The following is a 13513-nucleotide window of genomic DNA, read 5'->3' as shown; positions in this document are numbered from 1 at the left end:
GCGACACACCGGCCCCAGTCTCGATCAGGTGATCAGTCGTCGTACTCATCAGGTGACTCCTTCGTGGAGGTCCACACCTGATTCATGACACTCCCTCCAGGACCTCATCAACATGGTCGCCGAGCTGCGCGAGGATCGAGGCTGATCAGCACTGCAGGGTGAGCCGGGCCCGGTCGAAGCGGTGGGCGGCGAGGTCTTCGGGGCGGATGAGCCAGTAGAGGGTGCCCGTGTCGCCCCACGTCATCTTCGCGTCTTTGTCGCTGTCGAACTGGGCGAGCAGTACCCAGCGCTCGGCTTCCTGGTCCAGGGGGTGGTCGCCCCACGAGTGAATGCTGCCGAGCGCCGCGTTCGCGATCTCGTACTCCACCGGGCCCTGGACGGGTACGGCGTGGCCGCCGATCTGGTGCCCGATGCGGGTGCGCAGGCGAGCGAAGGCACGGAGGAACGGCTTGAGCTCGGACGGGGTTTCGCGTGGGTGCGGCCAGTGCCGGCTGTCGCCGAGCAGAGCTTGCCGGGTCTGGGGCAGCCGCATGTCGGGGGCGCTTTCCTCCGCGTCTGCAGTGAGGTCCACGCGTGGGAACGCTTCCAGGTCCTGGGGGACGTCTGTCGAAAAGCCCGGGGTGTTCTCCGGGACGTACAGCACCTGGGCCCCAGCCCACGTCTCAGGGTCATCAGCGGGGACGAAGGCGCTTTCGTCGGCTTGACCGTCGAAGTAGAAGAAGAGCAGGGTCCCGTCCTGCGGGAACTGTTCGGCAAGCCCCTCGCGTGGTAGCGCGGCACACCGCACTGAAGCGATGAAGGGCAGTGGCCCGTGCCCGGGCCACTCGGGCCAGCCGCCCCCTGCCGGGAGGTCCGGGCTTCCACCGAGGGCGGCCACGGCCTGCTCGCTGTCTGCGGCCCGACGAAGGCGTATGCACGGGCGCAGGAGCGCCGTCCAGGGCTGAGCAAGATCGCCGGGAAGCTGCTCGGCAGCAAGCTGGGAGTATCGCTCATCAGTCATGAAGGCCACTATCCCTGGCGCCGCTGACACTGCGGCGTGTTGACGCTCTTTGAAATTCCCCGCGGGATGCCCGGTGGGTGACCAGACTTACTCTCTGTGATTCCTCGCACGCATGCCCGACGCAGAGGATCGAGCCGTGGAGTGAGCACATGGCGGCTGCCCCGAGAGGGATCTTCCGAGTCGACGCGCTGAAGCACCTCTTGACAGACCTCTTCGCCTCGCCGGTCGCTGTCGACCGTTGGGAGCAGGTGGAACCGTGGGCCGTAACCCGGGGCTGGCTTCAAGGCACGTCCGTCCTTCCGCGCTCCGTCGTCGTCAAGTGGACACCGAACGGGCAGCGCGATGCGCGTACCGCACCATGGCGGCTGCGTACCGAACTGGCTGCGCTCCAGTTCCTCAGCGAGGATCTCGGGATCGGCCTCGCCCCTCGCGTCATCGCCGCCGACTCGGCTGCCCGATTCCTCGTCCTGGAAGACCTCGCTCCCCGCGTCGCCCTGGACCAGCTGCTTCGGCGGGACGGAGCGGCAGCGCACGGCGACCGACTGGCCGCGTTCGCCCGCGCCCGCGGTGCGCTGAGCGCGGCCAGCGCAGGCAGGGCCGAGACCTACTACACTCGTCGGGCCGAGCTGGGGCCGGTTGACGCTGCGGCAGACCAGGCAGGACGACTCGCCCCCCTCAGAGAGGAAGCGATAGAGCGCGCCTCGGCGCTCGGGGCTCCCCTCGCCAGCCGGGGTGTCCACGAATTCGCCCCAGCCATGGAAGAGTTGAATGCTCCAGGCTCCTTCCTCGCATTGAGCAACGGGGACGCAGAAGTCAACAACATCCTCCTCCACGCCTCCGGACCGACCGACGCCCGCCTCATCGACTTCGAATTCGCCGGCTACACCCACGCGCTGACCGATGCTGTGTGCCTGTATGTACCGGGACCCGCCTGGCTGACGGTGGCGATCCGACCACCACAGGCCTCGCCGACCAGTACCGCCACGCCCTGGCCCGCGGCATTCCGGAAGCCAATGACGACCGACCGGCGGTACGGAAACGGCCTCGCTGCTGCCTGCGTGTCCTGGGCGCTTGTTCGTCTGCAGCGATTCGCCCTGCTCGACACCCACTCACCAGGCGACCACAGCCGACTTCAGCTCATCGCAACACTGGAAGCCGCAGCACGCACCGCGGAGACCTACCAGACCCTGCCCCATCTCACCGCCTGGATCCGACGCAGCGTGATCAACGCGCATGCTCGGGGCCGTTCGAAGGCCGTGTCGGCGTCCGACCGCAGCCACGGTGAGACGTCCACAGCCAGGGCCGGGCGCCCGTCAGCCGCCCTCGGCGACGGCACCGCAACCAGTGCTCGAACGAACTGATCAACGGGCGCATGGGTGAGTGGGCCATGGCCGTCCACGACCGGGAGCCGGTGTCGATCCCCTCGTGGCCCACGAACAGTGCGTGAAGGCGCTGCAGCCGGTGCGGCGCACGCTTCCCGTACGAGGCGATCCGCCGCTGATGCTTGAAGTTCGGTCAGCGGTACGCCGACGGACCGCGCCGCCGACCGGCCCCAGCCCGGCGACAAGTGGCATCTGGACGTCCTGGGGCCGTCGGTTACGGGACGCCGAGTTCGAAAAGGCCGTAGCCCGCGTACGAGCCGGAAGCCAGGGCCGCGATGCCGAGGAGCGTGAGCTGGAGGGGCAGGCTGAGGCGGCGCAGGGCGAGGGCGAGTGGGAGGAAGAGCGGGAAGAGGGGGAGCAGATAGCGGGAGACGTTGGCGAATATCTGCTGGCTGCCCAGGATGAGGACGAGGGTGAGGACGGTGTAGACCATCAGGATGGTTGGGGGACGCAGCCGGATCAGCAGCAGGAGCAGTGCGAGCGCGAGCAGGACGACCCCGACGCCGATCAGGTCCGCGAAAGGCCAGGCGGAGAGATAGTCGGAGTGGCCCACCGGGACGGATGTGAGGACGTCGAAGGTGTGCCGGCCGTAGTCCCATTCGTGGGCCCAGGCATCGGACTGAAGCTTGAAGTAGCCGCCGTAGTCGCCCATTTCGTGACCCACCCAGCCGATATAGGCGAGGAGGCCGAGCGGGGCGACGGCCATCGCGGCCACCGGACGCAGGATGTCGTCCCGGTGACGCCGGAGCTCGAGCAGGGCCGCGACGGCGACGGCGGCGATCAGCGCCCCGGCGGTGGGCCGGTTGAGCCCTGCCACGCAGGTGAGGAGGCCGGCGGTGAGCCAGCGGCGGCTCAGGACGGCATGGCAGGCCCAGACGGCCAGGGCCACGTAGAGGGAGTCGGAGTAGACGGCCCACTCCGCGCCGGAACCGGGCCAGACGGCCCAGAGTCCGGCCGCGGCCAGCCCGGCCCTTCTGCCGCCGAGGCGTTCGGTGACGGCGTAGATGCCCAGGGCGGCGGCCAAGGAGGCGACGACGGAGACCAGCATGCCGGCGCCGTACGAGCCGAGGCCGGTGAGCTCGGAGACCAGCCGCATCAGCGCCGGGTAGAGCGGGAAGAACGCCGCCGAGTTCCCTTCGAGGGTGATCGGGCCGGTGGCGCCGGGGATCGGGACCAGTTGAGGGTCGTATCCGTGCTCGGCGATCTGCTGGTACCACCAGCCGTCCCAGCTGGCCAGGACGTCCCACGGGTGGGCGCCGCCGCCGAAGCGCGGGTGTTTCGTGCGGTAGTCCCCGGAGGAGTGCAGCAGCCACATGAAGGAGGCGAAGCCGATGAACTTGAGCGTGCCGTAGACGGCCAGTACGGGGCCGTAGTGCTCGGCTGTGCGGCGCAGCCGGCGCCGGCGGTCGGGGCCCGTGGTGGCGGGCTGCTGCGACAGCTTCGCGTTCCAGGTCGGGGTGCCGGTCGCGGTCGTACGGGCGATGGTCTTGATCATGCGCGGAACACCCATGCTCGGAAGAACAGGAACCGCAGCAACGTCGCGGCCAGGTTGGCTGCGACGAGTACGGCGAGTTCGATGGTCTGCCCGGCCGAGGGCACCGCGTGGTGCAGGGCGGCGAGCGATCCGCCGGTGAGCGCCAGGCCGATCAGGAGGACGACCAGGCCCCTGCTCTGGTGGCGCAGCACACCGCCACGGCCGCGGAGGCCGAAGGTGAGCCGCCTGTTCACGGCCGTGTTGGCGACGGCGCAGACCAGCAGCGCGAGTGCGTTGGCGGCCTGGGATCCGGCCACCGGGCGCAGCGCTGCATAGAGGAGCAGGTATGCGAGGGTGCTGACGGCTCCTACGGCGGCGAAGCACACGAGTTGGGTGGCGAGCCTGCCCGGTGCAGCGGCGCCGACATCGCGGAGCGACCCGCCCGGCGGCAGTGTGTTCCGTGCCAGTGCCCCGCCGATCCTGGCGATGCCGCGCAGGTCGGCCAGTGCTGTGGCAAGGATGTCGACCCGGGTGTCGGGATCGTCCACCCAGTCGACCGGTACCTCATGGATGCGCAGCCCGGCACGCTCGGCGATCACCAGCAGTTCGGTGTCGAAGAACCACTCCGAGTCCTGTATGAGGGGCAGCAGTCGCTCGGCCACATCACGCCGCACCGCCTTGAATCCGCACTGCGCGTCGGAGAAGCCCACGGCGAGGACGAAGCGCAGGAGGGCGTTGTAGCAACGAGAGGTGATCTCTCGTTTGGGGCCGCGTACCACCCGGGAACCGGGGGCCAGGCGGGTGCCGATGGCGATATCGGAGTGGCCGGAGAGCAGCGGGGCCACGAGCGGCAGCAACGCCGTCAGTTCCGTGGACAGGTCCACGTCCATGTACGCGAGTACGGGGGCCGACGAGAGCGACCAGGCGGTACGCAGCGCCCGGCCGCGCCCCTTCTCGGCCAGCCGAAGCCACTGTGCTTCGGGCAGTTCGTCTGCCAGCCGAGCGGCGATCAGCGGGGTGCTGTCCGTGCTGGCGTTGTCGGCGATGGTGATGCGGAACGGATAGGGGAAGGTCTGGCACAGGTGTGCGTGGAGCCGCCGCACGCTCGGCTCCAGATCTTTCTCCTCATTGAACACGGGGACGACCACGTCCAGGACGGGCTCCGGGTGGTGCGTCGCCACCGGCGCGCGGTGCGGCAGTGGGCTTGGGTCCTGCAGGGCAAGTGACCCTTGTTTTCTCATGTTTTGTCCTTTTGTGGCCTGGTGCGGGGCAGGCCGAAGACGCTTGGGGCGACGGTGTGCTACAGCGTTATGGGGTGATGGGCGAGGGCGAGGTGGTGGACGGCTGGTTCCGGGCGGTCGCCGTACCCGAAGGCGGGGCCGAGGTCGAGGGCGGCGACGCGCTCTCCGTGCTCCCTGGCGGGGACTCGGTGGCCGTACTCCCGGTCGTGCCCGGCGGCATGATGGTGACAGCCCCGTCCGGGGACGCGGGGGCCGTGGAGGTGTCCGAGGAGGGTGTCGCGCTCGGGGACGCGTCGGGTGTCGCGTGCGGGGCGGAGCTCGACGGGCTCGTCGCGGGCTGTGGGCCGGGCCGGCTGGGCTCGGCCCGGGGCACAAGGCCGGGCAGCAGGAACAGCCCGACACTGAGGCCGACGACGGCCAGGACGGAGCCGGCTGCCCTCTGTGCGGCCCGTCTCCGGCGGCGGACACGCACCCCTGCCCAGAGACGTTCCCGATGCTTCGGCTCGAACGGTGCGGGCGCCTCGGTGTCGCGCATCATCTGTGCCAGCTGCCGCTCGAAGTGATCCATGGGGTTCTCCTTCACTGCACCGGCTCGGTCACATTGCCCAGGAGCTGCCTCAGTCGCGCCACTCCGCGTGCGGCGTGGGACCGGGCCGTGCCCACCGGGCATCCGAGTGCCTCCGCCACCTGCCCCTCGGGCAGGTCCTGGTAGTAGCGCAGTACCACCGCCACCCTCTGCTTCGGCGACAACTGGGCCAGCGCGGCCTCCAGTCGGGAACGCTCCGCCACGTCCGCGGAAACATCGCCGGCCATCGCCGCCTCCGGCAGCTGTTCGACGGGGCGTTCACCCCACCAACGCCGCTGTCCCGAGCGTGCCGCCGCACGCATCATCACCTTGCGGACGTACGGCTCCGGTGCGTCATCCGCGACCTTGGGCCAGGCGAACCAGAGCTTGACCAAGGACTCCTGCAACAAGTCCTCGGCCCGATGCCGATCGCCTCCGACGAGCAGACGGGCCAGGTGGAGCAGCACCGACCAGCGGGCAGCCACGAACTCGTCGAACGCATGGGCTCGACTCTGCTCCATCCGCACTGTCCTTGTTCTCGCCGATCGCCTACACCCTGTAAAAGGCACTGGCGTACGACCCACGATGCACCTGAGGCCCGTGATCTGGATCACATGACATGTTGGTGACAAGCGCGACATCCGGACGCCACGGCTGCCTCATCGTGCCGGCCCGGGAAGAGGAACCATTTGTGAAGGCGCCAGGTCGGGAACGGGTAGCGCGTCGTGGCGTGGGTCACCTTCGCAGCCAGGTGCGAGGATGCTGTCGTGTTGGATGCGATCGATGCGGTGGATTGGGGTGCCATACCGGGCCATCCCGATTGGTATGAACCGGCCCGTGCCGCTCGCGGTCTGCGTGCCCTGGCCGATGCGGCGAACCTGGTGCAGGCGGCGGAGGCCGGCTCGCTGCTCGGCGGCGGCGGAATCGTTCATGGCCACAGTGCCGCGGTGTTTCCGGCGGCTGCGGTCGCGACCCCTCTACTCCTGGACGTCGCTCAGCAGGGCCACCCGGCGGCGCGGGACACCGCGTTGGGGCTGGTCGATGAGGCCCTGTCGTCCTGTCCCCACGCCGAGTACACGCGGGTGACGACATCCTACGGCGCATCAGTACCGATCTGCTGCACCATCGCCCACCATCTGCGAGCCCGCACAGCTCTCCTCGCCGGACTGGGCAAGCGAGGCAAGGCGCTGCTTGCCGATGCGGCCGAGCACTGGCGCTTCGAGGTCCGAGAGTGCGTCGCCGACGGCAATGACACAGCAGCCTTCGGGGTCCTGGCCGGCTGTTTCCCGGGCGGCGTGCACGCGGTGGAACTGCACCTCGTCGGTGAGATCGTCGTGCTGGACGAGGTTGCCCTCGAATACCACCCCGTGGAGGGGGCTCGTGAAGCGTGCCTGCGGGTGATGGGACGGCGTCCGGGCGAACTGCCGCCCGGCGCCGTCCTGTTTCCGGCGGAGTGCGGTGAACGCGTGCACTGACCGGCTTCTGTGGTTCACGAGACTACGATGCAGGGCCCTCTGCTGTCGTGGCGCAGTGAGACGCCTCCAGCAGATGACGACGCATCCCGGCCGGCCTGCCCGGCCACGGGCGACGGCGCCGCCAACCGCCCGCCGGCGATGTCTCCCGGACGACGAAGCCGCGCCCGGCCCGTGCCCCGGAACGGTGCCAGGCACGGACCCGCTCCTTGAAGATCAACAGCAACGACTGCGGCTGAAGACCCCGGGCGAACATGACGAAGCCCTTCCCCGGTGGAGGGAAGGGCTTCGTGAGTGAGCGCTGGGCAGGCCTTGCACCTGCATTTCCCCGCGGGAAGCGGGGCGTCTTTCCTTGGACCACCAACGCATTGTCAGTCACCGCAAGTTGCGGCGAACTGCCAAGATCAACTATAGCGCATGCGATCCTGATGAGGTACAGCGCCGGCGAGGCACGGCGGCGTAGGGGCCAGGCCGATCAGCGTGACACCCCTGCCGGCTCGACCACGGTCCGCACCCGATCCTCGCTGTTGACCTGTGCCAGCGAAGGCTGACCGATCGTGGGGTTGATCCCTGTCCCGTCTCAGCGCCCGCGGCTTGTCGCACCGCCTGTCAGTGGTGATCGCCATCATGGGGATATGGCCAACCCGAACCTGACCACCGGCGGTATCTGGCGGCTCCACCGCGGCGACCAGGAGATTGCCCGGCTGACCGTGATCGGCACCGATATGCCCTGGATCTACGCCGAAGTCGAGACACTTCCTGGTTTTGAGGAGTTCCGTCCCCTCTTCGCTGAGCAAGAGCGGGCCAACGAGAAGGAGGACTGGGAGCAGGCCGGGGCCTGCTACACGCAAATCCGCAATGCGCTCGCCATGTCGTTTCCCGACGGCAGCCCGGTCGCTGAGTTCATGCTGGTCATCTATGACGACGGCACCGCCGGCTGGCGCTTCCACGACGAGCGCTTCGGCGCGGTGAACCAGTGACATGCCGGCTTTGCTGCTCCCGGGACGAGGAAGCCGTCACATAGGGATGAACAAGGCGCGCCCGAGGCAGGTGAGGTCGTCCGGGGTGAGGTCGGGGCGCAGCCGGTGCCAGGAGGAAGGTTGCAGCAGTCCCGCACGGGTCCTCGGACATGCTGGGGGAGCTGCCCGACGGCCGTGCGACGTTCACCGTCGCCGTCGGGCTCGGCCGCGCCGCTGAAGGTGGGCTCGGCTCACGGTCCGCGCCAGAGGTTGGCGAAGGCCGCGTTCTCGATGGTCCGCCGCTGGCGTACGGCCTCCAGTTCCATCACCGCGTCGCGGACGGCGGCCACCACGGTTGTCACCGCCTCGTCATCAAGGCCGGCCTCCTCGTCGGATCGTTCGTCGTCGATGCCCACGACCGAGGCGAGGGCTGTCAGGACGGGTTCCTTCTCTTTCCAGCGGTCGGTTGCACGGCGGCGCGCGGGCGTATCGACCGGTTCCACGCGTTCCGAGCCGAAGGACAGCCGGCCGCTTCGCTGCGGCTTCAGTTCACCGTTCTCCTCCAAGGCGGCCTGGTACGCGGCCGAGAGGTCTCGGCCCCGGCGCCACAGCCAGTCCTCGATCCGCTCGTAGGGCGCCTGCCGAGTGAGCGCTGCCGCAGCCTCGTCCATGAACCGATCGTCCAGCGTCGGCGGTCCACCCGGCACGATGCGGTCTCCGTCCACGGCGACCGCCTCCGCACCGACGAGATCGATCAGCTCGGCTCCCGCGAGTGCGAGGGACAGGTCGCCCTGTCCCACGGAATGCTTCAGGTCCATGGCGATGATGAACAGGTCTTTCGCCGTGGTCATGAACGGCTCCCCTCATCGACAAAGGTGCGTTTTCACCGACCGGGCCCGCGTCCGAGGCCGGCCCGGCGGCGGGGTGACTGTCACGATCAGTATCGCCCCGCCGAGCGGCCGAAACCCTTTCGCAAGGCGGGAGCGGCCTGCCCTCTGGCGACTTCGTGCCGGCGATGGAGTAGTTCTTCGGCAGCTCGGCCCGTGCGGACGGCACCAAGGAACTGGTCGCTATGGCCGACGGCTCACAACACCGACGAGTCGTTGCACGAGCAGGACTCGCCCGCCCTGAACGATGACGGCAGCAGCGACCGCCACCTTGGCCTGACTGGTCACGGAGATTCCTCAGCCTTTGGCGAGCAAGTTCCCTGGCCGCGTAGCAGGCGTGCAGCGCGGCTTCGCTGCCGGAGCCCAGGGCGGTCATGATCCGCTGGAAGCGGGCGGAGCCAGGTCGCCTGCCACGATGATGCGGGGGTGCTGGTCGGGAGGCGGGCAGTATCCGCCCGCACCACGAATCAGGTCGCCGGACGGAGCGGTCGGTGCGTTCCCGATGCTGAGGTAGGCGGCGTCTGCTCTGACCGTCTGCCGATCGCCGTTCCGGCCCACCGCCTCCGCTGACACTGTGGTGCCTTCTGCGTTACGCAACGTCAGCTCGATGTCTCCCAGACCACTGCCGACGACATCCGCAAGGGCGCAATGGCGCTGCTGCTGTCCGGCTACGGCCGCCAGGACGCCGCTGCCGCTGCGACCTACGAACCCGCAGGCGAGGGGTGATCAGCCACAGCCGGCTCGTATGGCGGTCCCGGCAGCGCGGATGAGGATCTCTGAAAATCCCCAGGGGCACTCGTGTTCCTCACTTGGTTTCGGTCTCAACAACGACTTTTGGCAATAGATGGTTGCTCGATTCCGGTCGCCCAGTCACAGGCTCCAGCTGCGAAGGGGCGCTCGGGGTCAGTGCCGGGCCTGGTAGGGCGGAAACCTTGTCGAGTCGGCGAAGTCCTGGAACCGGAGGCTGAGGCCGCCCTTCGAGAAGGCCCCGGCCTTCTGCAACAGTGCTCCGATGAACCACAAGCGGCGGCCGTCCGCGATCTGATGGCGCTACTGCAGTCCTGTTCACAGACGCCCGGCAGCTATCTGTGGTTCATCGGAGACTGATCACCTGGCGGCTGGCGGAGCCACAGGACGAGTGAGACGAGCTGGGCCCGGAAGGGCTTCAAGGCCGCATCCCGGCCGGTGCGGCAGCGCCGCAACTTACAGTAAGTCCGTTTCTGGTAGCGGCCGCGTCCGGGTTGTTCGAGGAGTCCTTGGCGGACGAGTCGTCCCAGGCGGGAGCGGGTGACGTTGATCGAGGGCTCGTCGATGGGCAGGCCGGGGTGCTCGTGCAGGTCACGGACGCGGAACACCTTCCCGGGGTGCTCGTTGAACGTGGTCACGATGCGCTGATAGACGGTGGCGGTGGCGGTCTCCGCGGGGGCCGTTGCGTGGTCGGGAGGGGTGAGGCCCCTCGATGACCTTGCGGGTCGCGGTGAGCTCGGCCAGGCGGGCTTCGGTCTCGGCGAGGGAGGTGGTGAGCCGCTCGATCTGCTCGCGCAGGTGGTCGGCTCGTGCGGCGGTCTCATCGTGTTCGGTCTGCAGCAGCCGCAGGAGTTCGCTGACGTTCACGCGGCCAGCTCCACGTCGTCCCGCCAGGTGGGGGTAGGGGTGGTGAGGCGGCGGAGCATGCCAGCGGTGGAATGATCACGGCGTCTTTGAAGCCCTGGTCGACCAGGACCTTTTCCAGGCGCATCCCGCATCGTTCGGCCGCCTGGTCCAGCAGGGCGATGCCGGCCTCGTTGTCGTGCGCGCTCGCGGCGAGGATCACCACACCGATGATCAGGCCCAGCACGTCCATGGCGAGTCCCCGCGCTGCTCGTCGGACAAGTCGGTTGCGTACGGCATCCGTTCCATGCCCGACCCCGTCATGTACACGACATGATGCGAGGGCGGAACCGTCCCATCACCCACGAACGGGCCACACCACATCGCCAGGAACGGGACTTAACGCCCTCTCACAGACCATGCTACGTCTCCGTCCGCGTGCTCCGTCGTTTTGGGTTGGTGCCGGACTCTGCTGCGCAATTCGCTGCGGGGGTAAGGCCGGGTCGGCGGTGATCGTTGGCGGGGTCGCCTTCCTGTCGTGCGGCCGTGGAGGCGGTACAAATGTCGATGCGGCCGGTGGGGTTGCCGGAGATCCCGGAACAGACGGTGGTGGTGGCCCGGGCGGCGTTCCCGAAGGGGAGTTTGCCGATACGGGTGCGGGATCGCCTCGCGGAGGTCTTCGTTGATGAGCCGTTCACGGAGGCGTTCGGGGTGCGGGGTGCTCCGGGCCTGTCGCCCGGGGCGTTGTCGCTGGTGACGGTGTTGCAGTTCGCGGAAGGCCTGACGGACCGGCAGGCCGCGGCGATGGCGGTGCGGGCGATCGACTGGAAGTACGCGCTGGGGGCGGAGCTGACGGATACCGGTTTCGATGCCAGCGTGCTGTGCAGGTTCCGGGCCCGGCTCGCGGACAACGGTCTGGAGCGGGTGGTCTTCGACCGGCTCCTGGAGCACTGCAAGGAGGCCGGCCTGGTGGCGGCCGGGGGCAAGCAGCGCACGGATTCCACCCATGTGATCAGTGCGGTGCGGGACTTGAACCGTCTGGAGCTGGCCGGGGAGAGTGTGCGGGCGGCCCTGGAGGCCCTCGCGGTCGCGGCACCGGCCTGGCTGGCCGGACACATCAACGTGACGGAGTTCGCCGAGCGGTACGGGCCGCGGGTCGACGGCTGGCGCATCCCGCCCTCGCAGGCGAAACGTGACCGTCTCGCCCGGGTCTTCGGGCAGGATGCCCTCGCCTTGTGCCGGGCGGCCTGGGCCGATGACACTCCGGCCTGGATTCGCGAGATCGAGGCCGTCGGTTTGTTGCGGCAGGTCCTCGTGCAGACCTACATCGTCCGGATCGATGCCCGGGGACGGCAGGTGATCAAGAAGCGGGACGCCGACGACGGCGTCCCGCCCGGTCGACTCCGCCTGACCTCCCCCTACGACTCTGCCGCACGCTGGGCGGCCAAGGGCGACGACCTGTTCTGGATGGGATACAAGATCCATCTCACGGAAACCTGCACCACCCTGCCCGACGCCGACGCCGACGCCGATGCGGGGACAGAGGTGATGCCGAATCTGATCACCGACGTGCACACCACCGACGCGACCGTGCCGGATGTGAAGGCGACCGCCCCGATCCAGCGCAAGCTCGCCGAGCACGGGGTGAAGCCCGCGAGCACTACCTCGACTCCGGCTACCCGTCGGCCAACCTGATCACCAAGGCCATGGAACAGGGCATCCGCATGGTCACCCCGGTCCTCCTGGACCACTCTGCCCAGGCCAAGGCCGCCGGAGGCTTCGACAAGAACGCCTTCACCATCAACTGGAAGACCCGCCAGGTCCGCTGCCCCGCCGGCAGGACCAGCTCCCACTGGAACCCGGTGAAGCAACACGGCAAAGACGCGATCGTCATCACCTTCAGCGTCCTGACCTGCCGGGACTGCTCGCCATCGCCTCCAACGAGTCCTTCGGCGGCTGGACCAAGACCTTCACCGACCCCCGCCTCTGCGCGGCCATCGTCGACCGGGTCACCTTCAACGGCACGATCATCGAGACCGGCACCGACTCCTACCGCCTCGCCAGCACCCGCGCCCGCGCCGAAGCCCCGGTCAAGGCCGGTTGACCCTGGCGCCAGCGCGTTGGTCCTGCCGGCCCGGCGGCAGGACCAACGACATCACAGCTCGTCGTTCAACAGCGAATACATGAAAATGTCCCGGCGTTCGTCCCCCACCTGCTGCCATCTCCGCAGCAGCCCCTCACGTCGGAACCCAGCACGCTCGGCAGTGCGCACGGAGGCTGTGTTCCACGGCTCCACCCACAGTTCAAGCCGGGGAATCCGCAGCTCACGCAAGCCCAGCCGACCACTGCGTCGACGGCAGCCACGGCGGCACCCTGACCACGCGCCGACTTGACAACCCAGTAGCCCAGCGACGCGCGGCCCTGTTCCAAGTCCCTCAGCCACAGCCCGACCTGGCCAACTGGCCGATCGTCAGAGGTCACGATGACGAACGTATAACCAGCCCTCGTGGTTGCTCGGCCCCACTGCCGTTCGATGAACGCGACGCCCGCCGGCTCGGAATAGGGCGCCGGCACCGTCGTGATCAACGGGATGTAGTCGTCTTCCGACGCCTCACGGACAAGCGGAAGGTCCGAAAGGCGCCACGGCCGAAGCGTGAATCCACCACCAGCGGCGAGTTCAGGCACGTCAAGAGGTTGCTCCATCCGCCCATCCTGCCGAGGCTCCAGACCGGTCCGCACCTGGGTTTCGGCACCGCCCCGCACTCGTCGCTCCTTCCAGGACGACGAGCGACGTTGGGCCAGGTGACGTCGTTTCTCGGGTTCTGGCTCACTTTCCGTGGACCATGCGCGCTGGGTGACGATTGTCGGGCAAGTGGGCCATGGAAAGTTGCCCGGAATTGACCCGTACCGGGTGCGGTGCGGCTGACAGTTCGGCCCGTGGAA

Annotated in this window: 12 protein-coding genes and 3 pseudogenes; 6 read left to right on the top strand and 9 right to left on the bottom strand. The window is 68.6% G+C overall.

Annotated features, from left to right (window positions below; translation table 11 throughout):
* Nucleotides 1–145: 145 nt before the first annotated feature.
* The gene (locus tag ABZY11_RS37445) at nt 146–1000 is read right to left on the bottom strand and encodes a YwqG family protein (protein WP_356483444.1); all 855 of its coding nucleotides are present in this window, start codon (nt 998–1000) and stop codon (nt 146–148) included.
* 149 nt (nt 1001–1149) lie between these two features.
* On the opposite strand from ABZY11_RS37445, the gene ABZY11_RS37440 reads away from it, so the two are divergent.
* A complete protein-coding gene (locus tag ABZY11_RS37440; RefSeq protein WP_356483443.1) occupies nt 1150–2361 on the top strand; it encodes a phosphotransferase in 1212 nt (403 codons plus the stop codon).
* Nucleotides 2362–2596: 235 nt separating this feature from the next.
* Here ABZY11_RS37440 and ABZY11_RS37435 read toward each other — a convergent pair whose 3' ends face one another.
* Nucleotides 2597–3877 carry a glycosyltransferase family 39 protein gene (locus ABZY11_RS37435; RefSeq protein WP_356483442.1) on the bottom strand — a complete coding sequence of 427 codons (1281 nt, stop codon included), beginning with the start codon at nt 3875–3877 and terminating at the stop codon, nt 2597–2599.
* Nucleotides 3874–5097 carry a glycosyltransferase gene (locus ABZY11_RS37430; protein WP_356483441.1) on the bottom strand — a complete coding sequence of 408 codons (1224 nt, stop codon included), beginning with the start codon at nt 5095–5097 and terminating at the stop codon, nt 3874–3876. The genes ABZY11_RS37435 and ABZY11_RS37430 overlap by 4 nt, the downstream gene beginning before the upstream one ends.
* A gap of 56 nt (nt 5098–5153) precedes the next feature.
* Here ABZY11_RS37430 and ABZY11_RS37425 point away from each other — a divergent pair, with 56 nt between their 5' ends.
* Nucleotides 5154–5660, top strand: a complete 507-nt coding sequence (locus ABZY11_RS37425) for a hypothetical protein (protein WP_356483440.1) — start codon at nt 5154–5156, stop codon at nt 5658–5660.
* 16 nt (nt 5661–5676) lie between these two features.
* Here ABZY11_RS37425 and ABZY11_RS37420 read toward each other — a convergent pair whose 3' ends face one another.
* Nucleotides 5677–6183, bottom strand: a complete 507-nt coding sequence (locus ABZY11_RS37420) for a SigE family RNA polymerase sigma factor (protein ID WP_356483439.1) — start codon at nt 6181–6183, stop codon at nt 5677–5679.
* Nucleotides 6184–6429: 246 nt separating this feature from the next.
* Between ABZY11_RS37420 and ABZY11_RS37415 the strand changes: the two genes are divergently transcribed.
* Nucleotides 6430–7137 carry a hypothetical protein gene (locus ABZY11_RS37415; RefSeq protein ID WP_356483438.1) on the top strand — a complete coding sequence of 236 codons (708 nt, stop codon included), beginning with the start codon at nt 6430–6432 and terminating at the stop codon, nt 7135–7137.
* A 632-nt stretch (nt 7138–7769) separates the two neighbouring features.
* Nucleotides 7770–8114: a hypothetical protein gene (locus ABZY11_RS37410; RefSeq protein WP_356483437.1), complete on the top strand. Its 345-nt coding sequence runs from the start codon at nt 7770–7772 to the stop codon at nt 8112–8114.
* A gap of 230 nt (nt 8115–8344) precedes the next feature.
* Here ABZY11_RS37410 and ABZY11_RS37405 read toward each other — a convergent pair whose 3' ends face one another.
* The 4 genes and pseudogenes from ABZY11_RS37405 to ABZY11_RS37390 all read right to left on the bottom strand — a co-directional run.
* On the bottom strand, nt 8345–8944 hold the full coding sequence (locus ABZY11_RS37405) for a GPP34 family phosphoprotein (RefSeq protein WP_356483436.1): 600 nt from the start codon (nt 8942–8944) through the stop codon (nt 8345–8347).
* A gap of 349 nt (nt 8945–9293) precedes the next feature.
* Nucleotides 9294–9589, bottom strand: a pseudogene (locus ABZY11_RS37400) (pyridine nucleotide-disulfide oxidoreductase); the annotation flags it as partial.
* A gap of 729 nt (nt 9590–10318) precedes the next feature.
* Nucleotides 10319–10594 (bottom strand): hypothetical protein, encoded by a 276-nt coding sequence (locus ABZY11_RS37395; RefSeq protein WP_356483435.1) that lies wholly within the window; start codon nt 10592–10594, stop codon nt 10319–10321.
* Nucleotides 10591–10835, bottom strand: a pseudogene (locus tag ABZY11_RS37390) (transposase); the annotation flags it as partial. The gene ABZY11_RS37395 and the pseudogene ABZY11_RS37390, both read right to left, overlap by 4 nt.
* Before the next feature lie 296 nt (nt 10836–11131).
* Between ABZY11_RS37390 and ABZY11_RS37385 the strand changes: the two are divergent.
* Together ABZY11_RS37385 and ABZY11_RS37380 are read left to right on the top strand one after the other, a co-directional pair.
* Nucleotides 11132–12265 carry a transposase gene (locus tag ABZY11_RS37385; protein ID WP_356483434.1) on the top strand — a complete coding sequence of 378 codons (1134 nt, stop codon included), beginning with the start codon at nt 11132–11134 and terminating at the stop codon, nt 12263–12265.
* A 229-nt stretch (nt 12266–12494) separates the two neighbouring features.
* Nucleotides 12495–12674 (top strand): annotated as a pseudogene (locus tag ABZY11_RS37380) (ATP-binding protein); the annotation flags it as partial.
* 65 nt (nt 12675–12739) lie between these two features.
* Here the strand turns inward: ABZY11_RS37380 and ABZY11_RS37375 are convergent.
* Nucleotides 12740–13273 (bottom strand): GNAT family N-acetyltransferase, encoded by a 534-nt coding sequence (locus ABZY11_RS37375; RefSeq protein ID WP_356483433.1) that lies wholly within the window; start codon nt 13271–13273, stop codon nt 12740–12742.
* Between the last annotated feature and the right edge of the window lie 240 nt (nt 13274–13513).

The organism is Streptomyces sp. NPDC006510 (genome assembly GCF_040611955.1).
GTDB lineage: Bacteria > Actinomycetota > Actinomycetes > Streptomycetales > Streptomycetaceae > Streptomyces.
Note: the sequence above shows the minus strand (reverse complement) of the source record. Positions and strands in the feature narration are given on the sequence as shown.

What these genes read in the sequence shown, in the direction of transcription:
- ABZY11_RS37435 (WP_356483442.1), bottom strand. Translation starts at nt 3,877, where the DNA reads ATGATCAAGACCATCGCCCGTACGACCGCGACCGGCACCCCGACCTGG.
- ABZY11_RS37375 (WP_356483433.1), bottom strand. Translation starts at nt 13,273, where the DNA reads ATGGAGCAACCTCTTGACGTGCCTGAACTCGCCGCTGGTGGTGGATTC.
- ABZY11_RS37405 (WP_356483436.1), bottom strand. Translation starts at nt 8,944, where the DNA reads ATGACCACGGCGAAAGACCTGTTCATCATCGCCATGGACCTGAAGCAT.
- ABZY11_RS37440 (WP_356483443.1), top strand. Translation starts at nt 1,150, where the DNA reads ATGGCGGCTGCCCCGAGAGGGATCTTCCGAGTCGACGCGCTGAAGCAC.
- ABZY11_RS37430 (WP_356483441.1), bottom strand. Translation starts at nt 5,097, where the DNA reads ATGAGAAAACAAGGGTCACTTGCCCTGCAGGACCCAAGCCCACTGCCG.
- ABZY11_RS37410 (WP_356483437.1), top strand. Translation starts at nt 7,770, where the DNA reads ATGGCCAACCCGAACCTGACCACCGGCGGTATCTGGCGGCTCCACCGC.
- ABZY11_RS37420 (WP_356483439.1), bottom strand. Translation starts at nt 6,183, where the DNA reads ATGGAGCAGAGTCGAGCCCATGCGTTCGACGAGTTCGTGGCTGCCCGC.
- ABZY11_RS37445 (WP_356483444.1), bottom strand. Translation starts at nt 1,000, where the DNA reads ATGACTGATGAGCGATACTCCCAGCTTGCTGCCGAGCAGCTTCCCGGC.
- ABZY11_RS37385 (WP_356483434.1), top strand. Translation starts at nt 11,132, where the DNA reads ATGTCGATGCGGCCGGTGGGGTTGCCGGAGATCCCGGAACAGACGGTG.